Source organism: Curtobacterium sp. SORGH_AS_0776 (assembly GCF_031453355.1).
In the GTDB taxonomy this organism is placed as follows: Bacteria; Actinomycetota; Actinomycetes; order Actinomycetales; family Microbacteriaceae; genus Curtobacterium.
Window position 1 is genome coordinate 1637098 of record NZ_JAVIYU010000001.1, and the last position, 25841, is coordinate 1662938.

Annotated in this window: 26 protein-coding genes; 21 read left to right on the plus strand and 5 right to left on the minus strand. The window is 72.4% G+C overall.

Annotation, left to right across the window (positions count from 1 at the left end; genetic code table 11):
* Window positions 1-72: 72 nt before the first annotated feature.
* Together QE359_RS08305 and xylA are read right to left on the minus strand one after the other, a co-directional pair.
* Window positions 73-1542 (minus strand): FGGY family carbohydrate kinase, encoded by a 1470-nt coding sequence (locus tag QE359_RS08305; protein WP_309778808.1) that lies wholly within the window; start codon window positions 1540-1542, stop codon window positions 73-75.
* Window positions 1535-2728 carry a xylose isomerase gene (gene xylA / locus QE359_RS08310; RefSeq protein WP_092384350.1) on the minus strand — a complete coding sequence of 398 codons (1194 nt, stop codon included), beginning with the start codon at window positions 2726-2728 and terminating at the stop codon, window positions 1535-1537. The genes QE359_RS08305 and xylA overlap by 8 nt, the downstream gene beginning before the upstream one ends.
* A gap of 97 nt (window positions 2729-2825) precedes the next feature.
* On the opposite strand from xylA, the gene QE359_RS08315 reads away from it, so the two are divergent.
* The 15 genes from QE359_RS08315 (at window position 2826) to QE359_RS08385 (ending at window position 18016) form a co-directional block, all read left to right on the plus strand.
* Entirely contained in the window at window positions 2826-4004 is a 1179-nt protein-coding gene (locus tag QE359_RS08315; protein ID WP_309778809.1) for a Gfo/Idh/MocA family oxidoreductase, read from the plus strand.
* Between the two features lie 51 nt (window positions 4005-4055).
* Window positions 4056-4703 (plus strand): ThuA domain-containing protein, encoded by a 648-nt coding sequence (locus QE359_RS08320; RefSeq protein ID WP_396127755.1) that lies wholly within the window; start codon window positions 4056-4058, stop codon window positions 4701-4703.
* Window positions 4688-5800 (plus strand): Gfo/Idh/MocA family oxidoreductase, encoded by a 1113-nt coding sequence (locus tag QE359_RS08325; protein ID WP_309778811.1) that lies wholly within the window; start codon window positions 4688-4690, stop codon window positions 5798-5800. Before QE359_RS08320 ends, QE359_RS08325 begins: the two co-directional genes overlap by 16 nt.
* Before the next feature lie 31 nt (window positions 5801-5831).
* Entirely contained in the window at window positions 5832-6881 is a 1050-nt protein-coding gene (locus tag QE359_RS08330; RefSeq protein WP_309778812.1) for a sugar phosphate isomerase/epimerase family protein, read from the plus strand.
* Between the two features lie 125 nt (window positions 6882-7006).
* Complete coding sequence (locus QE359_RS08335) at window positions 7007-8275, plus strand: ROK family transcriptional regulator (protein ID WP_309778813.1); 1269 nt, start codon at window positions 7007-7009, stop codon at window positions 8273-8275.
* Window positions 8272-9309, plus strand: a complete 1038-nt coding sequence (locus QE359_RS08340; protein ID WP_309778814.1) for an NAD(P)-dependent alcohol dehydrogenase — start codon at window positions 8272-8274, stop codon at window positions 9307-9309. The genes QE359_RS08335 and QE359_RS08340 overlap by 4 nt, the downstream gene beginning before the upstream one ends.
* 142 nt (window positions 9310-9451) lie before the next feature.
* Window positions 9452-10828: an MFS transporter gene (locus QE359_RS08345; protein ID WP_309778815.1), complete on the plus strand. Its 1377-nt coding sequence runs from the start codon at window positions 9452-9454 to the stop codon at window positions 10826-10828.
* Between the two features lie 68 nt (window positions 10829-10896).
* Window positions 10897-11190 (plus strand): hypothetical protein, encoded by a 294-nt coding sequence (locus QE359_RS08350; RefSeq protein WP_070416800.1) that lies wholly within the window; start codon window positions 10897-10899, stop codon window positions 11188-11190.
* Entirely contained in the window at window positions 11187-13058 is a 1872-nt protein-coding gene (locus QE359_RS08355) for an alpha/beta hydrolase (protein WP_309778816.1), read from the plus strand. The genes QE359_RS08350 and QE359_RS08355 overlap by 4 nt, the downstream gene beginning before the upstream one ends.
* 104 nt (window positions 13059-13162) lie before the next feature.
* Complete coding sequence (locus QE359_RS08360; RefSeq protein WP_309778817.1) at window positions 13163-13576, plus strand: hypothetical protein; 414 nt, start codon at window positions 13163-13165, stop codon at window positions 13574-13576.
* Between the two features lie 99 nt (window positions 13577-13675).
* Window positions 13676-14158, plus strand: a complete 483-nt coding sequence (locus tag QE359_RS08365; RefSeq protein ID WP_309778818.1) for a hypothetical protein — start codon at window positions 13676-13678, stop codon at window positions 14156-14158.
* A complete protein-coding gene (locus QE359_RS08370) occupies window positions 14155-14640 on the plus strand; it encodes a hypothetical protein (protein ID WP_309778819.1) in 486 nt (161 codons plus the stop codon). Before QE359_RS08365 ends, QE359_RS08370 begins: the two co-directional genes overlap by 4 nt.
* Window positions 14641-14774: 134 nt before the next feature.
* Window positions 14775-16208 carry a bifunctional UDP-N-acetylglucosamine diphosphorylase/glucosamine-1-phosphate N-acetyltransferase GlmU gene (gene glmU / locus QE359_RS08375; protein WP_309778820.1) on the plus strand — a complete coding sequence of 478 codons (1434 nt, stop codon included), beginning with the start codon at window positions 14775-14777 and terminating at the stop codon, window positions 16206-16208.
* Window positions 16209-16262: 54 nt separating this feature from the next.
* On the plus strand, window positions 16263-17240 hold the full coding sequence (locus QE359_RS08380; RefSeq protein ID WP_022907051.1) for a ribose-phosphate diphosphokinase: 978 nt from the start codon (window positions 16263-16265) through the stop codon (window positions 17238-17240).
* Window positions 17237-18016, plus strand: coding sequence for a putative protein N(5)-glutamine methyltransferase (locus QE359_RS08385; RefSeq protein ID WP_309778821.1), 780 nt, complete (start codon window positions 17237-17239; stop codon window positions 18014-18016). The genes QE359_RS08380 and QE359_RS08385 overlap by 4 nt, the downstream gene beginning before the upstream one ends.
* 82 nt (window positions 18017-18098) lie before the next feature.
* Here the strand turns inward: QE359_RS08385 and QE359_RS08390 are convergent, their stop codons facing one another.
* Window positions 18099-19682 carry a molybdopterin-dependent oxidoreductase gene (locus QE359_RS08390; RefSeq protein ID WP_309778822.1) on the minus strand — a complete coding sequence of 528 codons (1584 nt, stop codon included), beginning with the start codon at window positions 19680-19682 and terminating at the stop codon, window positions 18099-18101.
* Between the two features lie 242 nt (window positions 19683-19924).
* Between QE359_RS08390 and QE359_RS08395 the strand changes: the two genes are divergently transcribed.
* Window positions 19925-20551 (plus strand): hypothetical protein, encoded by a 627-nt coding sequence (locus QE359_RS08395; RefSeq protein ID WP_139199359.1) that lies wholly within the window; start codon window positions 19925-19927, stop codon window positions 20549-20551.
* Between the two features lie 77 nt (window positions 20552-20628).
* Here the strand turns inward: QE359_RS08395 and gndA are convergent, their stop codons facing one another.
* A complete protein-coding gene (gndA, locus tag QE359_RS08400) occupies window positions 20629-22086 on the minus strand; it encodes an NADP-dependent phosphogluconate dehydrogenase (protein ID WP_309778823.1) in 1458 nt (485 codons plus the stop codon).
* A 111-nt stretch (window positions 22087-22197) separates the two neighbouring features.
* Here gndA and QE359_RS08405 point away from each other — a divergent pair, with 111 nt between their 5' ends.
* Window positions 22198-22737 carry a gluconokinase gene (locus tag QE359_RS08405; RefSeq protein WP_309778824.1) on the plus strand — a complete coding sequence of 180 codons (540 nt, stop codon included), beginning with the start codon at window positions 22198-22200 and terminating at the stop codon, window positions 22735-22737.
* Here QE359_RS08405 and QE359_RS08410 read toward each other — a convergent pair.
* The gene (locus QE359_RS08410) at window positions 22724-22963 is read right to left on the minus strand and encodes a hypothetical protein (RefSeq protein WP_309778825.1); all 240 of its coding nucleotides are present in this window, start codon (window positions 22961-22963) and stop codon (window positions 22724-22726) included. The two genes, QE359_RS08405 and QE359_RS08410, sit on opposite strands and share 14 nt — an antisense overlap.
* Before the next feature lie 214 nt (window positions 22964-23177).
* Here QE359_RS08410 and QE359_RS08415 point away from each other — a divergent pair, with 214 nt between their 5' ends.
* The 4 genes from QE359_RS08415 to QE359_RS08430 are packed head-to-tail and all read left to right on the plus strand — an operon-like array spanning window position 23178 to window position 25799.
* Window positions 23178-24485 (plus strand): histidine kinase, encoded by a 1308-nt coding sequence (locus QE359_RS08415; RefSeq protein ID WP_309778826.1) that lies wholly within the window; start codon window positions 23178-23180, stop codon window positions 24483-24485.
* Window positions 24482-25174, plus strand: coding sequence for a response regulator transcription factor (locus QE359_RS08420; RefSeq protein ID WP_261645677.1), 693 nt, complete (start codon window positions 24482-24484; stop codon window positions 25172-25174). The genes QE359_RS08415 and QE359_RS08420 overlap by 4 nt, the downstream gene beginning before the upstream one ends.
* Before the next feature lie 44 nt (window positions 25175-25218).
* Window positions 25219-25422, plus strand: a complete 204-nt coding sequence (locus QE359_RS08425; RefSeq protein WP_305739221.1) for a ribbon-helix-helix protein, CopG family — start codon at window positions 25219-25221, stop codon at window positions 25420-25422.
* Window positions 25419-25799, plus strand: a complete 381-nt coding sequence (locus tag QE359_RS08430; RefSeq protein ID WP_309778827.1) for a type II toxin-antitoxin system death-on-curing family toxin — start codon at window positions 25419-25421, stop codon at window positions 25797-25799. Before QE359_RS08425 ends, QE359_RS08430 begins: the two co-directional genes overlap by 4 nt.
* Window positions 25800-25841: the final 42 nt, after the last annotated feature.

Below are 25841 nucleotides of genomic sequence, written 5' to 3' on the forward strand. Positions count from 1 at the left end.
TGCCCCCGACGCCGTGGTGGACGGCGTCGGGGGCGGGAGTGTCCGCGAACGGACGAACGGACGAGCAGCCGCTCAGCGCGCGGCGGCCCGGTACTGCTCGAGCACCTCGGGGTGCGGGTCGCCGGCCACGACCGTGGTCGCCGTCTCCCACGCCGGCAGGCTCCCGGTGAGCACCCACGCCGCCTGCTTCGCCGCGCCGGCAGCCACGTACTCGCCCGGCTCCGGCACGAGGACGTCACGACCGAACACCTGCGCAGCGACGACCCGCACGGCCTCGTTGCGCGCCGCACCGCCGATGAGCAGCAGCCGCTCGACGGTGACACCGGTGCCCTCGACCGCCGCGAGGCCGTCCGCGAGCGCGCACAGCATCCCCTCGACCGCGGCCCGGGCGAGGTGCGCCCGGTCCGTCGTCCCCGGCGTCATGCCGAGCAGCGACGCCGTCGCGTCCGGTCGGTTCGGCGTGCGCTCGCCGACGAAGTACGGCACGAGCACGAGCCCGTCGGCACCCGCCGGCGCCTGCAGCGCCAGCTCGCCGAGCGCATCGTGGTCCACGCCGAGCAGGCCGCCGATCACCTCGAGCACGCGCGCCGCGTTGAGCGTCGTGACGATCGGGAGGCGCGACCCGCTCCCGTCGGCGAAGCCCGCCACGGTCCCGCTCGGGTCGCGCACCTCGGCGTCGGTGACCCCGAAGACCGTGCCGCTCGTGCCGAGGGACACCGCGACGTCACCCGGGCCGAGTCCGAGGCCGAGCGCTGCCCCGGCGTTGTCGCCGAGTCCGGCGCCGACGAGGAGCCCCGAAGGTGCCACGGCGTCGTTCGGCAGCTGGACGTCCGCGGTGAGCGTGCCCATCGCCTCGTCGGGCAGGACGACCCGCGGCACGACGACGGAGTCCGGGGAGCCCGTGGCTCCGGCGACGCGCATCGGTCGTCCGAGCGCCGACTCGAACAGCTCCGCGTCGTACTCGCGCCGCACCGGGTCCCAGTAGGCCGTGCCGCTGGCGTCGGAGCCGTCGGTGGCGAGGGCGTCGAGGTCGGGACCGAGCGGACTCTCGTCGGCCGGACCGTACCCGCGCAGCCGCCACGACAACCAGTCGTGAGGGAGGGCGACGGCCGCGACCCGGCCGGCGTTCTCGGGCTCCGCGTCGCGGAGCCACCGCAGCTTGGTACCGGTGAACGACGCCACCGGCACCAGACCCGTGCGGGCGACCCATGCCTCCTGGCCCAGCTCCGCGACCATCTGCGCGGCCGCGTCGGCACTGCGGACGTCGTTCCAGAGCAGTGCGTCGCGGACCACGCGGCCGTCCGCGTCCAGTGCCACCATGCCGTGCTGCTGCCCGGCGATCGCGACGGCGCCGACGTCGGTGAGCCCGCCGGCGTCCGCGACGGCGGTGCCGAGCGCGTCCCACCAATGGCGGGGATCGACGGACGTGCCGTCCGGGTGGGACGCGCGTCCCTCCCGGACGACGGCGCCGGTCACGGCGTCACGGATCGTGACCTTGCAGGACTGGGTCGACGAGTCGACCCCTGCGACCAGGTCAGCCACGAGCGCCCATGAGGTGCTCGATGGCGAGCTGCTGCAGCTTCACGAAGCCGAAGCCCTTGCCGCCGAAGTACGCGTCGGCGTCGAAGTCCTCGTACGCGGAGCGGTCCGCGAGGAACGCGTCGTACGACTCGCCGTCGTTCAGGGTGGGGGTGCTGAGCTCGCCGACCTTGGACGCCTCGAGCGCTGCCTGCACCTCGGGGTCGGCGCGGAACGCCTGCGCACGTTCCTTGAGCAGGAGGTACATGCGCATGTTCGCGGCCGCGGAGTCCCAGACGCCCGTGATGTCCTCGGTGCGGCTCGGCTTGTAGTCGAAGTGGCGGGGGCCGTCGTACGCCGGGCCGCCCTGGGGTGCACCGTGCTCGAGCAGGTCGACGAGCGAGAACGCGTTCTGCAGGTCGCCGTGCCCGAAGACGAGGTCCTGGTCGTACTTGATGCCGCGCTGACCGTTGAGGTCGATGTGGAAGAGCTTGCCCTGGTAGAGCGCCTGGGCGATGCCGGCCGTGAAGTTCAGCCCGGCCATCTGCTCGTGGCCGACCTCGGGGTTGATGCCGAAGAGTTCCGGACGCTCGAGCGTCTCGGTGAACGCGATGGCGTGGCCGAGGGTCGGCAGCAGGATGTCGCCGCGGGGCTCGTTCGGCTTCGGCTCGATGGCGAACCGGATGCCGTAGCCCTTGTCGGTGACGTACTGGGCGAGGAGGTTCACGGCCTCGCGGTAGCGCTCGAGCGCGGCCTGCACGTCCTTCGCGCTGTCGTACTCGGCACCCTCGCGGCCGCCCCACATCACGAACGTCGACGCGCCGAGCTCGGCGGCGAGGTCGATGTTGCGCAGGACCTTGCGGAGCGCGAACCGGCGCACCTGGCGGTCGTTCGAGGTGAAGCCGCCGTCCTTGAACACCGGGGCGGAGAAGAGGTTCGTCGTGACCATCGGCACGACGATGCCGGTGGCGTCGAGGGCGCCCTTCAGGCGATCGATCTGCGTCTGGCGCTCGGCGTCGGTCGAGCCGAACGCGAAGAGGTCGTCGTCGTGGAAGGTCAGGCCGTAGGCGCCGAGCTCGTCGAGCTTCTCGACGGCCTCGACCACGTCGAGGGCGGGGCGGGTCGGGCCGCCGAAGGGGTCGGATCCGTTGTAGCCGATGGTCCAGAGACCGAAGGAGAACTTGTCTGCACGGGTGGGCGTCGTTGCCATGGTGGTCACCGTTCGTCGTCGAAACAAAATGTTGCCGCGCCCAACATAAGCGGTAGTGTTGACTCTGGCAAGGACGTGATCGCAAGGGAGCGAGCGGATGGCACAGGACCGACTTCGAGTGGCCATGGTGGGCCACGGCTTCATGGGAGCCGCGCACTCACAGGGGTGGCGCACCGCACCGAGGTTCTTCGACCTCGGGGTCGAACCGGAGATGGCCGTCATCGTCGGCCGTGACCCGGAACGGACCGAGGCGGCGCGGCAGCAGTACGGCTGGCAGGCCGCGTCCACCGACTGGCGTGCCGTGGTCACCGACCCGGACATCGACGTCGTCGACATCTGCTCGCCCGGTTCGTCCCACGTCGAGGTCGCGATCGCGGCGCTCGAGGCCGGCAAGCACGTCCTGTGCGAGAAGCCCCTGGCCAACACCGTCGCCGAGGCCGAGGCGATGACCGCGGCGGCCGCCGCCGCACGGGCGGACGGCGTCCGCGCGATGGTCGGCTTCAGCTACCGCCGGGTGCCCGCCATCGCGTTCGCGAAGCGGCTGGTGGAGGACGGGAGGCTCGGCACCGTCCGACAGGTCCGCGCGCTCTACCTGCAGGACTGGCTCGCCGACGAGGACGGCCCGATGACGTGGCGGCTCGACAAGGCGCTCGCCGGCTCCGGCTCGCTCGGCGACATCGGCGCGCACGCGATCGACCTCGTCGAGCACGTCACGGGCGCACAGCTGTCGACCGTGTCCGGCACCCTCGAGACCTTCGTGACCGAACGTCCGCTGATGGCCGAGGGCGTCGGGCTGTCCGGCACCGCCTCGACCGAACGCGGGCAGGTCACCGTCGACGACGCTGCTTTCTTCCTCGGACGGCTCGCCGGTGGCGCTGCCGACGGGGCGATCGGCTCGTTCGAGGCGACGCGCTACGCGACCGGCCGGAAGAACGGCCTCACGCTCGAGATCAGTGGGTCGGCGGGTGCGATCCAGTTCGACCTCGAGTCGATGAACGAGCTGCGCTTCTACGACGCCACCGCACCCGCGGGCGAGCAGGGCTTCCAGCGGATCCTCGTCACCGAGCCCGAGCACCCGTACATGGCCGCCTGGTGGCCGACCGGGCACCTCATCGGGTACGAGCACACCTTCAGCCACGAGGTGAAGGACTTCGTCGAGGCGATCGTCGCGGGCACCGACCCGTCGCCGTCGTTCGAGGACGGGCTGCACGTGCAGCGGGTCCTCGACGCGGTCGAGCGGAGCGCCGCCGACGGCAGCGCCTGGACGGTGATCTGAGTGGCTCCGACGAAGCACGCCCTCGTCGTCCGCGGCGGGTGGGACGGGCACATGCCGGTCGAGACCACCGACGCGTTCGTCCCGTTCCTGCGGGACAACGGGTTCGAGGTCCGGGTGTCGGACTCGACCGCGGTGTACGCCGACGAGTCGGTCATGGCGGACGTCGACCTGATCGTGCAGGTCGTCACGATGTCCACCATCGCCGACGACGAGTTCGCCGGGCTGCAGCGGGCCGTCCTCGGCGGCGCCGGCCTCGCGGGCTGGCACGGCGGGATCGCGGACGCGTTCCGCAACACCGCCGACTACCTCCACATGATCGGCGGCCAGTTCGCGCACCACGCGGGCAAGCACCCGTCGGAGCGCACCGGCGAGCAGTCCGACAACTACATCCCGTACACGGTGCACATCACCGACCTCGGGCACGAGCACCCGATCACGCAGGGCATCGAGGACTTCGACCTCGTGACCGAGCAGTACTGGGTGCTCTCCGACGAGTACAACGACGTGCTGGCGACGACCACGCAGGAGGCGCGGGACTTCGACGCCTGGAACCGTCCGGTCACGGCGCAGGCGATCTGGACCCGGCAGTGGGGCGAGGGACGCGTGTTCGTCTCGGCACCCGGGCACCGGCTCGAGGTCGTCGAGTCGCAGCCGCTCCGCACGATCATCGAGAGGGGACTCCTGTGGGCAGCCCGGTGAACGGTCCGGCACTGCGGGTCGGTGTCGTGGGTGTCGGCAACATCAGCCAGCAGTACTTCGAGCACTTCCCGGCGCTGCCCGGCCTGGCGCTCACGGCCGTGGCGGACCTCGACGTCGACCGCGCCCGGTCGGTCGGCGACGCCCGGGGCGTCCGGGGCACGAGCGTCGACGAGCTCCTCGCCGCGGACGACGTCGACGTCGTGCTCAACCTGACGATCCCGGCCGCGCACGCCGAGGTCGCCACCCGGGCCCTCGACGCCGGCAAGCACGTCTACGGCGAGAAGCCGCTCGCACTCGCGACGGCCGAGGCCGCACCGGTGCTCGAACTGGCCGCACGCTCGGGCCTGCGGGTCGGCAGCGCGCCGGACACCGTGCTCGGGACGGGGATCCAGACCGCGCGCGCAGCACTCGACGACGGGCTGATCGGCGACCCGGTCGGTGCCGCGGTGTCGTGGAGCGCGCCGGGGCACGAACTCTGGCACCCGGCGCCGGCGTTCTACTACCAGCCCGGCGGCGGCCCGCTGCTCGACATGGGGCCGTACTACCTGACGAGCCTCGTGCAGTTCTTCGGCCCCGTCGCCCGGGTCAGCGGCAGCGCCACCCGGTCGACCCGTGAGCGGACCATCGCGACCGGGCCGTTCGCCGGCGCACCGATCCCCGTCGACGTCGACACCCACGTCGTCGCCGTGCTCGAACACGCCAGCGGAGTCGTCTCCACGGTCACCGTGTCGTTCGAGGTGTGGGCGACCCGGGCGCCGCTGTTCGAGGTGCACGGCACCGCGGGCAGTCTCGCCGTCCCGGACCCGAACCGCTTCTCGGACCCGGTGTCGATCGCGACGGCCGACGACCGCGAGTGGCGCGAGCTGCCCGTGTCGGCCGGGTACGCCGACGCCGGCCGCGGGTACGGACTTGCGGACATGGCGCACGCGATCGCGACCGGCCGGCCGCACCGGGCGTCGGGGGACCTCGCGTTCCACGTCCTCGAGGTCATGGAGGCCGTCCAGACCGCCTCGCGGGAGCACACCGTCGTGACGGTGGCGTCCCGCGTCGACCGGCCGGAGACGGTCCCCGCCGGCGCGACCCCGGGATCATGGTGACCAGCACACGCAGCGAGGAAGGACGACGACGATGACGACGACGGACGGAACCGACGAGGCGGGGACGACCCGCGCCTCCAGGCCGGTCACCCTCTTCACCGGCCAGTGGGCCGACCTGCCCTTCGAAGAGGTGGCACGTCTCGCCGGCGAGTGGGGGTACGACGGCCTCGAGATCGCCTGCTGGGGCGACCACCTCGACGTCCGCCGCGCCGCGACGGACCCCGCGTACGTCGCGGACCGCAAGGCGATCCTGGAGCGCAACGGGCTGCAGGTCTGGACGATCGCCAACCACCTCACCGGCCAGGCCGTGTGCGACGACCCGATCGACCAGCGGCACGAGGACATCCTCGCGCCGCACGTGTGGGGCGACGGCGACCCCGAGGGCGTCCGGCAGCGTGCCGCCGAGGAACTGCAGTGGACCGCGCGTGCCGCCGCGGCGCTCGGGGTCGACACCGTCACCGGGTTCTCCGGGTCCTCGATCTGGAAGACCGTCGCCGGCTTCCCACCCGTGCCCGCGTCGATGATCGACGCCGGGTACCAGGACTTCCACGACCGGTGGTCGCCGATCCTCGACGTGTTCGAGGAGGTCGGCGTCCGCTTCGCGCTCGAGGTGCACCCCTCCGAGATCGCCTACGACTACTGGACGGCGAAGCGGACGCTCGAGGTGTTCGCCGACCGCCCCGCGTTCGGGTTCAACTTCGACCCGTCGCACTTCGTCTGGCAGGACCTCGACCCCGCCGCGTTCCTGCTCGACTTCGCCGACCGGGTGTACCACGTGCACTGCAAGGAGTCGGTGAAGCAGCTCGACGGGCGCAACGGACGACTGTCGTCGCACCTGCCGTGGGGCGACCCCCGGCGCGGGTGGGACTTCGTCACCGCCGGGCACGGGGACGTGCCGTGGGAGCGGGTGTTCCGCGTGCTGAACCACATCGGGTACGCCGGGCCGACGAGCGTCGAGTGGGAGGACGCCGGCATGGACCGGCTCGTCGGCGGGCCGGAGGCACTGGCGTTCGTCCGGAAACTGGGCACGATCGCGCCGCCCGAGGCCGCGTTCGACGCGGCGTTCTCGCGCTCGCGGTAGCGCGGCCCGCGGCGCCGAGACTCGGCCACGCGGAAGGTTTCGCGGCGCGGAGTCCGCGAAACTGTCCGCCGGCCCGAGACTCGGGCCGGCGCCAACCCACCCGCCACCGACCAGACGAGGGACCGATGACGAGCACGACCGCCGCGACGCCCGCGCCGGCGCCGGGCAACGCGGCGCGCGTCCTTCGGCTCGTCCACGAGGAGGGGCCGATCACCCGCGCCGAGATCACCCGGCGCACCGGCCTGAACCGCTCGACGACCCTCGCGCTCGTCGGCGAACTCGTCGACCGCGGCCTCCTCCACGAGGACCTCCCCGCAGCCGGTGCACCGGGGACCGGCGTCGGGCGGCCGAGTCCGGTCGTCCGGGCCGCGCCGGACGTCGTGGCGGCAGCGGTCACGGTCGAGGTCGACGCCGTCTCGGTCGCCCTCGTCGGGCTCGACGGCACGGTGCGGAGCCGCCTCGTCGAACCGCAGCACCGTCCGCCCACGCCCGCAGAGGCCGTCGAGACCGTCGCCGGGCTGCTCGACCGGATCCGTCCGGGGTCGGCCGGCACCGCGACGCTCCGGCTCGTCGGGATCGGGGTCGCCGTGCCCGGAACGGTCCGGGTGGAGGACGGGACCGTCCAGTACGCACCGCACCTCGGCTGGCACGACGCACCCTTCGCCGGGCCCCTCGCCGAACGGACCGGGCTGCCGGTGCGGGCCGCGAACGACGCCAACGTCGGCGCCTGGGCGGAACGGCTCGCCGGCAGCGGCCGGGGCGTCGACGACCTCGTGTACCTCAACGGCGGCGCGAGCGGCATCGGCGGCGGGGTCATCACGGCCGGCCGTCCGCTGAGCGGTGCCGACGGGTACGCGGGCGAGCTCGGACACACCTTCGTCGCGGCGAACGGCATCCGGTGCCACTGCGGTGCCGTCGGCTGCCTCGAGACCGAGGCCTCCCGTGACGCCCTGGCGACCGCGGCCGGGACCGCTCCGGACGACCTGGTCGCCCTCGCCGCGGCGCTCGCCGAGGACCGACCCGAGGTCGAACGGGTCGTGGACCGCCAGGTGACAGCCCTCGCCACGGCCCTCCGCAACGCGATCCACACCGTGAACCCGTCGGTCGTCGTGCTCGGCGGCTTCCTCGGCGTGCTGCTCGACCACGTCGGCGACCGGATCCTCGACGACGTCCGAGCGCAGTCGATGACCGGCACCGCCGACCGGCTCCGCATCGTGCCTGCAGCGCTCGGGTCCGACGTGCTCGTGCACGGGGCCGCCGAGATCGCGTTCGGCGCCCTGCTGCGCGACCCGGACCGGATCACCGACGCGGTGCCGGCCACCGCCAAACCCACCCCCACGACCACCCACCCGTCCGGCCGCGACGACGCGGCCGAGGAAGCGAGAACCGCATGACCTCCACCCAGCGCGTCAGCGTGCTGCTCGGCACCCAGGACCTCACCGTCGAGGACCGCCCCGTCCCCGCGGTCGACCCCGGCGACGTCCTCGTCCGGGTCGCCGCGGTCGGCGTGTGCGGCTCCGACGTGCACTACTACCGGCACGGCCGGATCGGGGACTTCGTCGTCGAGGAGCCCCTCGTGCTCGGCCACGAGCTCTCCGGCACGATCACCGCGGTCGGCGAGGGCGTCGACCCGTCCCGCGTCGGGGAACGCGTGGCGATCGAGCCGCAGCGACCGTGCCACCGCTGCGCCCAGTGCCTCGCCGGGCGGTACAACCTCTGCCCACACATGCGCTTCTACGCGACGCCCCCGGTGGACGGGGCGTTCGCCGAGTTCGTCACGATCGAGTCCGAGTTCGCGCACACGCTGCCCGACTCGGTGTCGTTCGAGGCCGGAGCCCTGCTCGAGCCCCTCTCCGTCGGCATCGCCGCGGTCCGCAAGGCCGGGATCGTCCCCGGGTCGAGCGTGCTCATCGCCGGGGCCGGTCCGATCGGCATCATCTGCGCGCAGGCCGCGAGGGCGTTCGGTGCCTCGCGGATCGTCATCAGCGACCTCGTCCCGGAGCGCCGCGAGCGCGCGCTCTCCTTCGGCGCGACCGAGACCGTCGACCCCACCGTGGTCTCCGTGGCGTCCGACCTGCCGCCGTTCGACGCCTTCATCGACGCCAGTGGTGCGCCGCGGGCCGTCTCCGACGGCATCAAGGCCGTGGGACCGGCCGGGGCCGCCGTCCTCGTCGGGCTCGGCAACTCCGAGATGACGCTGCCGGTCGAGCACATCCAGAACCTCGAGGTCACGGTCACCGGGATCTTCCGGTACACCGGCACGTGGCCGGTCGCGATCGAGCTCGTCGCGTCGGGGCAGGTGGACCTGGACTCGCTGGTCACGGGTCGCTTCGCCCTCGACGACGTCCGCGAGGCCCTCGAGAGCGACACCGACCCCGAGTCGCTCAAGTCGGTCGTCTACCCGGGCGGCGTGCCGTCCGCGACGTGACCGGACGACGGACGGGAGGGACGGGGCGGGCCCGCACCGTCCCTCCCGTCCGTCCTGGAGTCGCCACCAGGGCACGCGACCCGCGTCGGGACGCCCCCACTGGGGCCACCGCCGCGACACCCGGACGCGCTACGGTTCGCGCATGACGGCTTCACCCGCGGCTGCCGTGCCGCAGCGCACCGACCGCCGCGCCCTCGTGTCCTGGGCACTGTGGGACTGGGGATCCGCGGCGTTCAACGCGGTCGTCACGACCTTCGTCTTCAGCACCTACCTGGCGAGCCGCGCGTTCGTCGACCCGGCGCTCGTCGCCGACACGTCCGCCGCCGGGAAGGCGCTCGTCGAGCGGGAGCTCGCGCACAACGCGGCCGTCGTGTCGACGGCACTGACGATCGCCGGCATCGTCGTCGCGCTCGTCGCCCCGGCGGTCGGACGCCTGGCGGACACGTCCGGGCACCGGCGCCGGTCGGTGCTCATCGCCACGATCGGCATCGCGCTCTCGATCGGCGGCATGGTGTTCGTCGCGCCGAGCCAGCCGTACCTGCTGCTCGGTGCGGCCCTGCTCGGCATCGGGACCGTCGCCTACGAGATCGCGAGCGTCGGCTACAACGCGATGCTCGGACAGGTCGCGTCGGGGGAGCAGACCGGACGCGTCTCGGCGATCGGCTGGGCGGCCGGGTACTTCGGCGGCATCGTGCTGCTCGTCGTCCTGCTCGTGCTCTGCATCCAGGACTTCGGCGGGGGCGACGTCGCGGGGCTCCTGCAGCTCCCCGCGACCGTGGCCTCCGGGCAGTGGGACGTCCGCGTCGCGATCGGCATCGCCGCCGTGTGGCTCGCCGTGAGCTCGATCCCGCTGTTCGTCACCGTCCCCGAGGCCGCGCCGGACCGTTCGCGCGCCGGCAGCCTGCTCGGGGCGTACCGGGACCTCGGGCGGGACATCGCTCGGCTCTGGCGCGAGCGCCGGAACGTCCTGGCGTTCCTGCTGGCGAGCGCGGTGTTCCGCGACGGCGTCGGCGCCGTGTTCACCTTCGGCGGGATCGTCGCCGCGCAGGTGTTCGGCTTCAGCCCGTCGCAGGTGATCCTCTTCGCCATCGCGGCCAACGTCGTCGCGGGCATCGCCACGTTCCTGTCCGGCAGGCTCGACGACCGGTTCGGGTCACGCGCGATCATCACGGTGTCGCTCGTCGGGCTCGCGGTGTGCGGGATCGGCGTGTTCGCGGTGGGGAACGTCACCGCGGGCTTCTGGGTCCTCGGCCTGACACTGGCGCTGTTCGTCGGGCCGGTCCAGTCGTCCTCGCGGGCGTACCTGGCACGGTTGGCGACTCCCGGCCGCGAGGGCGAGCTCTTCGGCCTCTACGCCACGACCGGACGCGCGGCGTCGTTCCTCGCGCCGGCGCTCTTCGGGGTGGCGGTGACGGTCGGCGGGTCGACGCGGTACGGGATCCTCGGGGTCGTCGTCGTGCTCGTGGCGGGGCTGGTGCTCATGGCGTTCGTCAAGCGGGAGCCGGTGGGCGGGCGCTGAGTCCGAGCGTGTCGGAGACCGCGGTGCTATCGTCTCCGACGTCCACGGGGGAACGACGGGGGGAACACATGGGGGCCGCAGAACTGCGGATCGAGTCGGAGACGCTCGCGGCGGTCGCGACCGCGCTGACCGACGCCCGGACCGCACTCGGTGCGGACACCGCTCGGTTCACCGGTCTCGACACCGGTTGCCTCGGCGTGACCGAGGTGGTCAGCCGCACCGCCGGCCTGTCGCTCGCCCACCAGGGCATGATCGACGCCGTCGACGCGGCCCTCGAGCAGGCCGCGACCTTCCCGCACGACCTCGGTGCGCAGGTCGACGCGCAGGAAGCCGCCCTCGCGAAGCAGGCGGACGGCAAGTGAGCGGCGAGGAGCCGGACGTCGGCGACCCCGCCGGCATCACCGCCCTGGGGAAGCACTGGCACGACCGGGCCGACGCCGTGCAGGACGCCCTGGCGAAGATCGCCTCGGCGTCCGACGTCACCGCATCGCCGACGTGGAAGGGCGACGCGCAGACCCGCTTCGCGGCACTGCTCGACGAGATGCGGCCGAGCGCGTCCGGCCTCGGGGCGCTCTTCGACGCCGCCGGGGACGCCTTCGACCAGTACGCGAAGGACGTCCAGCGCATCAAGGACGACGCGGACGCGATCCGCCTGCAGCGCGGGACCGTCGCGGCCGAGCTCGCCGGACAGCAGCTCACGCTGCCGACGCTCCGCTCCGCCGCGAAGGCCGACGACGCGACCGAGGCGGACGCCAAGAGCCTCGCGAACGCGGAGCGGGCGATCGCCGACGCCGGCGACCGGTCCGCGGCGCTCGACGCGCGGTGGGAGCAGCTCGTGCAGGACCGCACGACGGCCGACCAGGCGCTGCTCCGGGTGATCACCGGCCCCGAGACGCTCGGACGCCTCGGCAGCATCGAGGGACGTGGTGTCGGCGCGTCCGACGAGGACCTCGCGTCGATGCTCGCGGGCCTGTCGCCGACCGAGCTCGGCGCGCTCCTCATGCTCGACCGCAACCTCGCCGACCGCATCGCCGACATGTCGCCCGACGAGGTCGCCGCGCTCTGGAAGACCCTGGGCGGTGGGAAGGACACGACCGGCGCCGAGCACACCGCCGCCCAGGACGCGCTCATCGCATCGCTGCCCGCGGTCGTCGGCAACCTCGCGGGGCTGCCGGCCTGGGCGCGGGACGGGGCGAACCGGATGACGCTCGTGTCGGCCGTGGCCCAGGCCGAGCAGGACCTCGCGGACGCGAAGAAGCGGCGCGTGGGGCTCGGGTGGCCGGCGTCGCAGGCGGCGGACCAGTCGATCGAGGCGGCGCAGGCGAACCTCGACGCGTACCGGAACATCGAGAAGACCCTGGCGTCGACGGCGAAGCCCGGTCGCGCGCTGCTCACGCTCGCCACCGACCACCAGCCGCCGCTCGCTGCGGTGGCGGTCGGCGACCTCGACACGGCCACGAACGTCTCGTACATGGTGCCGGGGATGGGCACGACGACCAAGGACACGACCGGGTGGACCACCGCCGCCCAGAACCTCTGGACGGCGCAGGAGGGCAAGAACGCGACCCGCGCCGAGCACGCGGTCGTCGCGTGGATGAACTACGAGGCGCCGCCGGTACCGAGCGGCCTCACCACGATGGGCGTCCTGCACGGCGACGCGGCCCGGGCCGGGGCGGACCGGCTCAGTGCCGACCTCCTCGGCTTCGGGGCGGCGCGTCCCGATTCTCCGACACTCAACGTGGTCGGGCACTCCTACGGGACCACGGTGGCATCGGACGCGCTCCACGATCACGGTGTGCACGTCGATTCCTTCGTCAGCGTCGCCTCGGCAGGCATCGAGCAGGACGTCGGAGGTGCGTCTGGTATCGCGGCCGACCACGTCTACGCCGGCCAGGGGAGCCCGGGCATCCCGTTCACGGACGACCCGCGAGACCAGTGGGCTTGGGTCGGCCGAGCAGGCAGCGGTCGCCAGGACCCGATGGACGCCTCGTTCGGCGCGACGACCTTCGGGACGAACGGTGGGGACCCCAGCGAGGGTGCCGGCGTGACCACACACGACCCGATCGGCTACGGCGGCAGCCAGGGGTACTTCAACCTCGGGACCGAGTCGCTCGACAACGTCGCGCAGGCTACGTTCGTGGGAGGCGAGGACCTCACTCCCGCGGACGACGCCGGGGTGAGCGCCCTGCAGCAGGACTACTTCGACAACCTGATGGGACCGACACTGTGAGCGGACGCCCCCGAGGCACGGCAGCCGGGCCCGCACTCGCCCTGACCCTCGCCCTGGCACTGGCGCTCGCCGCGTGTTCGGGTCCGCCGACAGGAGGCACCTCCGTGGAGACCACACCGAGCACACCGACCGTCCAGCACCAGCGTGATCTCGCCGCCGCCTACGTCGACGCGACCATGCGGACCTCGGGCGTCACGTGGGACGACTCGCAGGCGAACGAGTACGCCCAGGAGTGCCTCCTCGGTGACGGCACGTCCGGAGCGCTCTACAACCTCGCCCGCATCGGCGCGGGTGTCCCCGACCCCGAGGCTGCGGTGCGGACCGTCGGCCGGTCGTGGGCTGCGGACGGGTTGACGGTCAAGTACTCGGAGTCGTCGCTCAACGACGGCAGCCGGCAGTTCGTGGTCAAGGGTGCCGGTGGCGACGTCGAACGCATCCAGTTCGGTGCAGCGACCGTTCGAAGCTCGCTCGCCGCGGTCTCCCACTGCGGGACGGGTGACGCAGCGGACCTCGGCTGAGGTGCGGGCATCCGTGCGCGCCTCTGCGGTCGTCGTGGCATCGGAGCTCGGGTGAGCGTGTGGAGGCGGCGTTCGAGGCCGATCTCCTCCAGACGATCGATGACGATCGGGATGGTGCTGCTCGCCGCGATCCTGCTCGCGGGCTGCGCGGCGGGCACCCCGACCAAGGAGGACACCGTGCAGGCTGTACCGACCGCAGAGCACCAGCGCCGACAGGCGGCAGACTCCGTCGAGGAGACGATGCGTCGTTCGGGGGTGGACTGGGACGCGGACCAGTCCGACGAGTACGCGCAGGACTGCGTGCTCGCGGACGGCTCGGCGGGCGCGCTCTACAACATCGTCCGGACCGGTGCGGGCGTCGACGACCCGGAGGCCGTGACGAAGGCGGTGGGCACGGCCTGGGTGGCGGACGGACTGGAGGTGGAGTACTCGACGGACGAGATGACGTCGGGTGCGAAGCGGTACCTGGTGAACGGCGACGGCGGCGCCGTCGAGCGCATCCAGTTCGGCGCGGCGACGACCAAGACCACCATGAGCGGAGTGTCGAAGTGCGGAACCGGAGACGCAGCAGAGCTCGGTTGACCGGTCTCGTCACCGCTTGCCTGACCGGCCTCGCCCTGGTGAGCTGTGCGATGAACCCACCAGGAGCGGGCACTCCCACGGCGTCCGTCCCGACCACCCAGCAGCAGGGCGCCGTCGCCGAAGCGTTCATCGCGGAGACGATGCGCGCGTCCCCTGTCGAATGGGACCCGTCACAGGACAACTCCTGGACGCAGGACTGCGTGCTCGAGGGTGGCAGCCGCGGGGCCCTCGTCAACGTCACCCGGATCGGAGGCGGCGTGGCGGACCCGAGAGGCACGCAGCAGCTGATCGGTGCGGCGTGGGAAGCGGACGGACTCGACGTGCGCTACTCGACGTCCGCCTACAACGACGGGAGTCCGCAGTACGTCGTCAGCGGGACCGGCGGACGGATCGCGAGCGTGCAGTTCGGTGCCGGGTCCCACCGCAGCACGATCGCTGCGGTCTCACGGTGCGGAGTCGGGGACGCCGCAGAGCTCGGTTGACGGGCACGGGTGGGCACTCGGTCCAGGCCAGGAGGCGCGGTGCCGGCCCGCCTGCAAGCTGCGGTTCCGCGCACGGTTGCGCCCACCGCGCGGTTCCGCCGGACTCCGCAGCGAGCGTGCGCCAGGATGGAGCCATGACCGACCAGCGCATCGCCGTCGTCGTCCTCGCCGCCGGGCAGGGCACGCGCATGAAGTCGTCCACCCCGAAGGTCCTGCACCGCCTCGCCGGGCTGCCGCTCATCGCGCACGTGCTCCGGACGGCGTCGTCCCTCGAGCCCGAGCACGTCGCCGTGGTCGTGCGGCACGAACGGGAGCTCGTCGCGGCCGAGGTCACCGAGCGTGCCCCCGACGCCATCGTGGTCGACCAGGACGACGTCCCCGGCACCGGCCGTGCGGTCGAGGTCGCGGTGCGGGCGCTGCCGGCGGACTTCGACGGCGCCGTCGTCGTGTTGTCCGGTGACGTTCCGCTGCTCGACGCCGAGTCGCTCCGCGCGCTCGTGGACGCCCACGTCGGCGGCGGCAACGGCGCCACCTTCGTGAGCGCGATCGCACCGGACCCGACGGGCCTCGGCCGCATCGTCCGCGACGCCGACGGCGCGTTCGTCGGGGTCGTCGAGCACAAGGACGCGACCGCCGAGCAGCTGACGATCACCGAGGCCAACGCGGGCATCTACGCCTTCGACGTCACGCACCTCCGTGCGGTCCTGCCGTCGCTCACCACGGCGAACGCGCAGGGCGAGAAGTACATCACCGACGCGCCGGCACTCATCGGGGCGCGGGGCGCGCGCATCGACGTCGTCACGCTGACCGACCCCTGGCTGGTCGCCGGCATCAACGACCGGGCGCAGCTCTCCGACGCCGCCCGGGTGCTGAACGCGCGCATCGTCCGTCGGCACCAGCTCGCCGGCGTCACGGTGCAGGACCCGGCGACGACGTGGATCGACCTCGACGTCTCGATCGAACCCGACGCCGAGGTCCTCCCGGGCACCCAGCTCATCGGCGCCACCGCGATCGCCTCGGGCGCGGTCGTCGGGCCGGACACCACCCTGCGCGACACCGAGGTCGGCGTCGGCGCGGTGGTGAACCGCGTCGACGCGACCCTCGCGGTCATCGGCGACGGCGCCTCCGTCGGGCCGTTCGCCTACCTGCGACCGGGCACGATCCTCGGCGACGGAGGCAAGATCGGCACCTTCGTCGAGACGAAGAACGCGACGATCGGCCGGGGCAGCAAGGTGCCGCACCTGTCGTACATCGGCGACGCCGAGGTGGGCGAGGACTCGAACATCGGCGCGAACACGATCACGGCGAACTACGACGGGGTGCACAAGCACCGGACCGAGGTCGGCTCGAACGTGCGTACAGGGTCGCACAACGTGTTCGTCGCCCCGGTTAGGATTGGTGACGGAGCGTACACCGGCGCGGGTACGACCGTCCGCAAGGACGTCCCTGCCGGGTCGCTGGCGATCAGCTACGCCCCACAGCGCAACACCGACGGATGGGTCGAGGAACACCGACCCGGTTCGCCGGCTGCCGAGGCCGCTCGGCGCGCGAACGGCGAACAGATCTGACGGCTCTCGGGCCGATCAACACGGCCCCGCGGGGTCAGGGAGTGAGCACCGCACTTGTCCGGAATCAAAACGACCGGCCAGAAACGACTCGTCCTCGTCTCAGGGCGAGCACACCCGGCGCTCTCGGCCGAGATCGCCGAGGAACTCGGCGTGGACCTCGTCCCGACCGATGCACGGACCTTCGCGAACGGGGAGCTCTACGCCCGCTTCGACGAGTCGGTCCGCGGCTGTGACGCGTTCGTCATCCAGTCCCACACCGCGCCGATCAACGAGTGGCTCATGGAGCAGCTCATCATGGTCGACGCCCTGAAGCGCGCGTCGGCGAAGCGCATCACCGTCGTCGCGCCGTTCTACCCGTACGCGCGGCAGGACAAGAAGGGCCGTGGTCGCGAGCCGATCTCGGCGCGACTCGTCGCCGACCTGTTCAAGGCCGCTGGTGCGCACCGCATCATGAGCGTCGACCTGCACGCCGCACAGATCCAGGGCTTCTTCGACGGCCCGGTCGACCACCTGTTCGCCATGCCGGTCCTGCTCGAGCGCTTCCAGCAGACCCTCGACCCGTCGACGCTGACTGTCGTCTCGCCGGACATGGGCCGCGTGCGCGTCGCCGACATCTGGTCGGAGAAGCTCGGTGCGCCGCTCGCGATCATCCACAAGCGCCGCGACCCGCTCGTGCCGAACCAGGTGTCCGTGCACGAGATCGTCGGTGACGTCTCGGGTCGCGTGTGCTTGCTCGTCGACGACCTGATCGACACCGGTCGCACCATCGCCAAGGCAGCAGAGGCGCTCAAGGCCGCCGGTGCCACCGGCGTGGTCGTCGCGGCGACGCACGCGGTGTTCTCCGACCCCGCGACGGAGCTGCTCCAGAGCGAGTTCATCGACCGGGTCGTCGTCACCGACACCCTGCCGCTGCCGGAGGACAAGCGCTGGGACCGCCTCGAGGTCCTGCCGATCGCACCGCTCATCGCCCGCGCCATCCACGAGGTCTTCGACGACGGGTCGGTCACCTCGATGTTCGACGGTGCCGCTTGACCGCACCCGTGCGCGACGCGCTCGCGGCCCGACTCCGGGCCGCGGGCAGCGTCTTCGCCGAGGACGAGGCGGACCTCCTGCTCGAGGCCGGCGACGGTGACGCGGTTCGCCTGCGGGCGCTCGTGCAGCGGCGGCTCGGCGGCGAACCGCTCGAGTACGTGCTCGGCTGGGCGGCGTTCGACGGGCACCGCCTCCGCGTGACGCCGGGCGTCTTCGTGCCCCGGGCCCGCACCACCGTCGTCGTGGAGCAGGCCGCACGCCGGTTGCACCGCTACGACCGTGTCGTGGACCTCTGCTGCGGTGCCGGGGCGATCTCGGTCGCGCTCCTCGGTCGTGTCGGTGCCCTCGACCTCGTCGCGGCGGACATCGACCCGGCGGCGGTCGACGTCGCTGCGGAGAACATCGGCGACCGCGGGATCGTCGTCGCCGGGGACCTCTTCGCGCCCCTGCCAGACCGATTCCGCGGGCTCGTCGACGTCATCGCCGTGAACGCGCCCTACGTGCCGACGGGGTCCATCCCGATGATGCCGTCGGAGGCCCGTGACCACGAGCACCGTGTCGCGCTCGACGGCGGGGCGGACGGGCTCGACCTGCACCGGCGGATCGCGTCGGGGGCGGGGGAGTGGCTCCGACCTGGGGGTGCGGTCGTCATCGAGGTGTCGGCTGCGCAGGCACCGACGTCGGCGGCCGTCTTCGAGGCTGCGGGCCTCGCGGTGGCCGTCGAGTCCGACGACGAGGTCGACGGGACCTGTGTCGTGGCGACGCGTCCCGGCTGAGGTGACCGGCGTCGTCGAGGTGACCCGCGTCGTCGAGGCGGGTCGCGCCTCCTGTCCGTGACGGTGGACGGCCCGCACCGTCTCAGGCCGCGCGGACCTCGACCGTGTGCCATCCCGACGCCCCGTTCGGAGCCGGGGGCCGCTCGACGCTCGTCTGCACTTCACCGTCCGCGCTCACCGCGCGGACCTGGATGCGGTGCGACCCCTTCGTCGGCGTCCACCGGTAGACCCACTGCCGCCATGTGTCGGCCGAGACGGAGTCCGCGAGGGTCGCCTCTTCCCACGCCCCGTCCCCGACCCGGACCTGCACGCCCTTCACCCCGGTGTGCGGCTGCCACGCGACCCCGGCGATCGCCACCGTCGAACCGGCGTCGACCGTCGCGCCCGCACGCGGGGTGTCGATGCGCGACTCCAGCTTGACCGGACCGCGTTCCGACCAGCCGCGCGGCGTCCAGTAGCCCTGGGCGTCGGCGAACCGCGTGACCTCGAGCTCGGTGACCCACTTCGTCGCGGACACGTAGCCGAAGAGCCCCGGGACCACCATGCGCACCGGGAACCCGTGTTCCGGCGGCAGCGGCTCGCCGTTCATCCCCACGGCGAGCAGCGCGGCCGTCCCGTCGTCCTGCAGGACGTCGAGGGGCGTGCCCGCCGTGAACCCGTCGATGCTGCGGGACAGCACCATGTCGGCGCTCGCGTGGGGCACGGCACGCTCGAGCAGCTTCCGGATCGGGTAGCCGAGCCAGAGCGCGGTGCCGATGAGGTCCCCGCCCACCTCGTTCGAGACGCAGCTCAGCGTCGCGTGGTGTTCCTCGAGCGGGAGGGCGAGCAGGTCGTCCCACGTGAGCTCGACCTCGTGGTCGACGGCTCCGTGGATGCGGAGCTTCCAGTCGGCGGTGTCGACCGACGGCACCCGCAGCGCGGTGTCGATCCGGTAGAAGTCGCTGTTCGGGGTGACGTAGGGCGTGATGCCCTCGACGTCGAGCGACGCCCCGGCCGGGACCGCGGGGGCGGTGGTCGCCGGGGTCGGCAGCCGGACGGCCCGGCGTGCGGCATCGGTCGCCTGCGCGGCGGCGGTGCCCAGACGGGAGGCGCCGCCCACCACGACCGCGACGGCCGCCGCCGTCACACCCCAGACCAGGAAGGCGCGACGTTCCGCAGAGGCGGGTCGCGGTGCGGCGGAGGGCACGGCGGCTGCCGACTCCCATCGGCGGAGCCTGGCGGTGAGCAGCCGGAGCACGACGACGGCCGCGGCGACCCCGAGCACGGACGGAGCCCCGTCCAGCGTGCCGCTGCCGGAACGGGTCGTGACGGCCAGGAGCGAGAGGACACCGCCCACGGCGAAGACCAGGGCCCCGAACGGCGGGCGGGCGCGTTCGAGGATGCCCGCCCCGGCGCTGACCACGGCGACGATGACCGCCATGAGCACGAACAGCGCGACCTTGTCGCCGGTACCGAAGAGCGTGACCATGAGGTCCTTCGCGCCCGGGGGCGCGAGGTCGATGACCGCCGAACCGACCGCGACGAGGGGGCTGCCGGCACCACCGAGGACGAGGGCACCGAGTTCCGCGGCGGCGCAGAACGCGAGCGCGGCGACGATGCCCGTCGCGGCCGCGAGCAGGCGGGGGCGCGAGACCGCCACGGGGGCGGGCGCGAGGTCAGTGGTCACGGGCCGAGCGTAGGTCGACCGTGCCGCGTGTGTGCTGACAGTCGTGCATGCGGTGGACAGAGCCGGCGGTGTCCGCGCCCGTGGACGACCCGTACCCCGCACGAGCGGGTCCGCTGGTTCGTCGGGCGTTCACCGGTGCCGGCCAGCCGGTCGCGGGTGGAGCATGCGAGGATCGAGGGGTGCTGAGGCGTCCCGACCGTGTCCCGCGCTTCGGTCGCGCCCGGCGACGGGACCGCCACCCGATGTCGCAGGCACGACGTCTCCTGGTGCTCCGCTGGATCATCGTCGGCGTGTGGGCGGCCCTGCTCACGGCACGCATCATCGTGGTGTCCACCACGCCCGACGCCGACCTGACCTTCTTCGGCATCGCCGAGGTCGCCGTGATCGGTGTCGGCCTCCTCGTGATCGCCGGTGCCGTGCTGCGGGGCTGGTCGCTCCGACGGCGGCACGAGGACGAAGCCCTGGCCCTCGCGATCCGCCGGATCGACCCGACGGTGTGGCTCGTCCCGGCGGCCCCGACCCCGGAGCTCCGGGCATCTGTGGAGTCCGTCCGGCCGGACGTCGCGCTCGGGCACCGGGTGACGTGGGCATTCGGTGCGACCGAGGCCTCGCTGTGGGAACTCGAGGAACGTCGTGCGACCCGGCTGCTCGTGATCCGGTGGAGCCGGATGGTGCACGTCGGGCTCGAGGACGTGCACGGCGACGGCCGGTCGTGGGCGATCGCCATGCACTACGTCCGGCCCGACGACACGACAGCGGTGGCGACGTTCTTCGTCCGTGCGGCGCCGGGCTCGCGGCGGATGCTGGGCCGGGGCCCACGGATGGAACGGCTCGTGGCCGACCTCGCGCGCGAACGCATCGTCGCGTAGCGCGTAGCGCGTGGCGGGGAACACGGAGGGCCCCGCCGATCGGCGAGGCCCTCTCGTGGTGCGGTCGTCGCCGCTGCCTAGTGGGTCGACGGTTCCTGTTCGACCTCACGCCGGTCGTCGTCAGACCAGAGCGTGTGGAAGGTGCCGTCCTTGTCGATGCGCTGGTAGGTGTGCGCGCCGAAGAAGTCCCGCTGCCCCTGGATGAGCGCGGCGGGCAGGCGGTCGGAGGCGAGCGAGTCGAAGTACGACAGCGCGGACGAGAACCCCGGCGCCGGGATGCCCGACGCCGCCGCGATGCCGACGATGCGACGCCACGCGGCTTCGCCCTCCTGCACGGCGTTCGCGAAGTACGGGTCCACCAGCAGCGACTCGAGCGAGGGGTTCTTGTCGTACGCCTCGACGATGCGGTTGAGGAACTGCGCGCGGATGATGCAACCGCCACGCCAGATCTTCGCGATGTTGCCGAGGTTGATGTCCCAGCCGTACTCCTTGGCCCCGGCGATGATGAGGTCGAAGCCCTGCGCGTACGCGACGACCTTCGACGCGTAGAGTGCCGCGCGGACGTCGTCCTCGAACTTGTCCGGGACCTCGGCGATGGCGGGACGGTCCGGGAAGGCCTGCTGCACCGCAGCGCGCTGGACCAGCTTGGACGAGACCGCGCGGGCGAACACCGCTTCGCCGATGCCGGAGACGGGGATTCCGAGGCCGACCGCGTTCTGCACGGTCCACACGCCGGTGCCCTTCGACCCGGCCTCGTCGCGGATGACGTCGACGAGGGCCTTGCCCGTGTCGGCGTCCTGCTGCTTGAGGACCTCGACGGTGATCTCGATCAGGTAGGACTCGAGGTCGCCGCCGTTCCACTCGTCGAACACCTTCACCAGGTCCTCGACGGAGAGCCCGCCGACGCGGCGGAGCAGGTCGTACGACTCGGCGATGAGCTGCATGTCGGCGTACTCGATGCCGTTGTGCACCATCTTCACGAAGTGGCCGGCACCGTCGGTGCCGATGTGGGTCACGCACGGCTCGCCCTCGGCGACGGCGGCGATCGACTTGAGGATCGGGCCGAGGGTCTCCCAGGCCTCCTTCGAACCGCCGGGCATGATCGACGGCCCCTTCAGGGCGCCCTCTTCACCGCCGGAGATACCGGTGCCGACGAAGTTGAGACCCTTGTCGCGCAGGTCGTGCTCGCGGCGGATGGTGTCGTGGAAGTTGGCGTTGCCGCCGTCGACGATGATGTCGCCTTCCTCGAAGCGTTCCGCGAGCTGCTCGATGACCGCGTCGGTGCCCTTGCCCGCCTGCACCATGATGATGGCCGTGCGCGGCTTGGACAGCGAGGCCACGAAGTCGTCGATCGACTCGGACGCGATGAAGCCGGCGTCCGCGTGCTCGTTCAGCAGTTCCTCGGTGCGGGCGTACGTGCGGTTGTAGACCGCGACGGTGTTGCCCTCCCGCGAGGCGAGGTTCCGAGCGAGGTTCGAACCCATCACCGCCAGACCGACCACGCCGATGTTCGCCTGTCCGTTGTTCTCTGCCACGAGGTCTCCTTCGTCCTGACGTTCGGCACCAACCTACGGTCCGCAGCCTGGGACCGCCCGGGTGTTACGGCAACTGGGGACGACTGTTCGCCGGCCCAATACGGTGGAGGAATGACCGAGCGCGCTGTCCTCCCGCCCCTGCTCGTGATGGGGGTCTCCGGTTCCGGCAAGTCGACGATCGGACAGGCCCTCGCCGACGCCCTCGCCGCCGAGGGGCAGCCCACGGTCTTCGTGGACGCGGACGACCTGCACCCCGCCGCGAACAAGGAGAAGATGCGGCAGGGGATCCCGCTCACGGACGAGGACCGTTGGCCCTGGCTCGACGCCTGCGCCGCGCGGATCGCCGAGGTCGAGGACTCCGGCCACCGCTGCGTGATGGCAAACTCGGCGCTCAAGCGTGTCTACCGCGACCGGCTCCGCACCTCGGCGCCGACCCTCGTGATCGCCTTCCTCGACGGCTCGCACGACCTGATCGCCGACCGCCAGGCGCACCGTCACCACGAGTACATGCCGAGCTCCTTGCTCGACTCGCAGTTCGCGACGCTCGAGCGACCGCAGCCGGACGAGGCCGCCGTCACCGTGTCGATCGAGGGCTCGGTCGACGAGACGGTGACGGCGATCCTCTCCGCGCTCTCGGTCACTTCCGGCTGAGCTCGGACAGCCGCGACCGGTACTCCTCGGCGTCGATGTCGCCGCGGGCGAACCGGTCGGCGAGCACCGAGCGGGCGTCCGACCGCGCCCGCCAGCTGCCACGCCGGAGCACGCCGAACACGAGGAACACGACGAGGAACGCGACGAAGAAGAACGCGGGGAAGACGGGGAACGGGAACCCGCCGCCGTTCCAGTAGGGCGCGGTGGCGGCGATGGTGGTGAGCATGGTGACCTCCTGTGGTCGGTTCGGCGTCGCTGTCACGACCGTCCAAGACTCGGCCCGGGAGGCGCGGCGCGCGTCCGTCCCGCAGCCCCACTTCCGCCTGCTCCCGCAGTCGTAGTGCACGTCCTCCTCCACACCCGACTACTCCCGCGGGAGTAGTCCACAGGTCGTGCGCACGCCCGATGCCGCGGGCGGGAGCCGACCCTAGGCTCGAGCCATGGACACCGCCCCGACCCTCGCCGACCCGGCGAGCGACGGCACCCGCTGGGTCGGGCGTCGTCGCTTCGCCCGGGTCGGTCGGGTCCTGCCGGTGGCGTTCCTGCAGATCGTCGGGACGCTGCTCGCATCGCGCGTGCTGGTCGGACCCGGTGTCGGGACGGGCTCGACCGGCCCACCCGGGGCACGGCACGCGTTCACCGGTGCGGTCGACCCGGTGCACCTCGGCCCGCTCGCGATCGGGTTCCTCGTGGCCGGCGTCGTGGTGCTCCCGTGGCGCTGGCGGTGGCCACGGTCGGTGCTGCTCCTGACCCTCGCGACCACGATCGGGTACGCCCTCGTCGTGAGTCCGCGCGGGCCGTTCGTCGCCGCGCTGACGATGGCGCTCGCCAACGCCTGGCTCCGCGGACACCGCTGGTGGGTCGTCGCCTCGGCGGCGCTCGCCGTCGTCGTGCTCCCGACCGCCGATGCCGTCCTCGGCCGCTCGTCCGTGCTCGACCTCAGCGCCGTGCTGCTCTGCATCGCCTGGGTCACGGTGACGATCGCCGTGTCCGAACTCGTCCGGGTCCGGCTCGAACGGGTCGCGGAACGCCGTCGTCAGCGCGCCGAGGCCGACCGGCGTCGGGCCGCCGACGAACGGGTGCGGATCGCCCGCGAGCTCCACGACTCGGTCGCACACAGCATGTCCCTCATCAACCTCCAGGCAGGGGTCGCCCTCCACCTCGGCGCCGACCTCCCGGACCAGACGCGGGACTCCCTCGCGAACATCCGCGACTCCAGCCGCGACGCCCTCGTCGAACTCCGCACGATCCTCGGCGTGCTCCGCTCGGTCGACGGAGCGCCCGACGGAGCGCCCGACCGCGAGGGGGCGGAGCGCGCCCCGACCGCCGGCCTCGACCGCGTCGCCGACCTGGTGGAACGAGCGCGTGCCGCGGGCGTCGACGTCACCCTGGCCGTCGACGGCGACCGATCGGCGGTGCACGGCATCACGGACCGGAACGCGTTCCGCATCGTGCAAGAGTCGGTGACGAACGTCATGAAGCACGCCCCCGGACACCGGGCCGACGTGTCGATCTCGATCGGCCCGGACGTCGTGGACCTCGTCGTCGCCGACCGCCCGTCCCAGCCGCGGGTGGCCGACGTCGGCTCCACCGAGCCGCTCGCCCCGACCGGCAACGGGATCATCGGGATGCGCGAACGTGCGAACGCCGTCGACGGCACCCTGTCCGCCGGACCGACGACCGACGGCGGCTGGCGGGTGGCAGCGCGCCTCCCGGTGGTCGGCACCGACCCCGAGGACGCCCGATGACCACGGCCAGCATCGCCCCGGACCCGATCCGCGTGCTCCTCGTCGACGACCAGGTGCTCGTCCGCGCCGGGCTCCGCGCACTCGTCGACGCCGAACCCGGCATGACCGTCGTCGGCGAGGCGGGCGACGGCGACGCCGCGGTGGACGTCGCACGGCGGGAACGCCCCGACGTCGTCCTCATGGACATCCGGATGCCGGGCACCGACGGGCTCGCGGCGACGCAACGGATCTCGGCCGACCCCGAACTCGGAGGCGTGCACGTGGTCATCCTCACCACCTTCGAGGAAGACGACTACGTGTTCGAGGCGATCCGCGGTGGGGCTGCCGGATTCCTCGTGAAGGACACCGAACCGGCCGAACTGCTCCGGGCGATCCGAACCGTCGTCGCGGGGGAGTCCCTGCTCTCGCCCCGGGCGACCCGTTCCCTGGTCGAGGCGTACGCCACCCACGCGAAGCCGTCGTCCCTCGCGCCGGAGCTGGGCGTCCTGACCGACCGCGAGCGTCAGGTCATGCAGCTCGTCGCCGTCGGCATGACGAACGCCGAGATCGCCCAGCACCTCTTCGTCAGCCCGATGACCACGAAGACCCACGTCTCCCGGGCGATGATCAAGCTCGGCGCCCGCGACCGCGCCCAGCTCGTCGTCTTCGCCTACGAGACCGGCCTCGTGACCCCGGGCTGGCGCCCGTGACCAGCCTCCTGGCTGCAGGTATCACGAGTGATACCATCAACCGCATGGCCATGACGCTCCGACTCGACGACGACGAAGCGAGCGCGCTGCGGAAGCGCGCCGATCTCGAAGAGCGCTCGATGCAGGAGATCGCCCGGGCCGCGATCCGTGAGTACATCGAGCACCACAGCCGGAGCGACCTGATCGACAGCATCCTCGACCGCGAACTCCCGCGGTACGCCGAGGCGCTGGAACGGCTCGGTCGGTGATCCACCTCACCACCGACGAAGCGCTGCACATCGCTCGTCGGACGCTCGGCGACGGATTCCTCCTCCGCGATGTCGGGTTGCTCGAAGCCGCCGTCGCGCGGCCGGCGACATCGGTCGGCGGTGCTGATGCCTACCCGACCATCGTCGAGAAGGCCGCGGCGCTCGTGCACTCGGCGGTGCGGAACCACGCCCTCGTCGACGGCAACAAGCGCGTCGGGCTCATGCTCCTCGTCGTCTTCCTCAGCGTGAACGGACGGCGGCTGACCGCGACGAACGACCAGGCGTACGAGTTCATCGTCGCCATCGCGGAGGGGCGCCTCGACGCAGTGCCCGAGATCGCCCGAGCGCTCTCCGAGCTCGTCGAGTCCGCCGACTGACCGGACCCGTGGCAACGGACGGCAACGACTGCAGGACCGCCG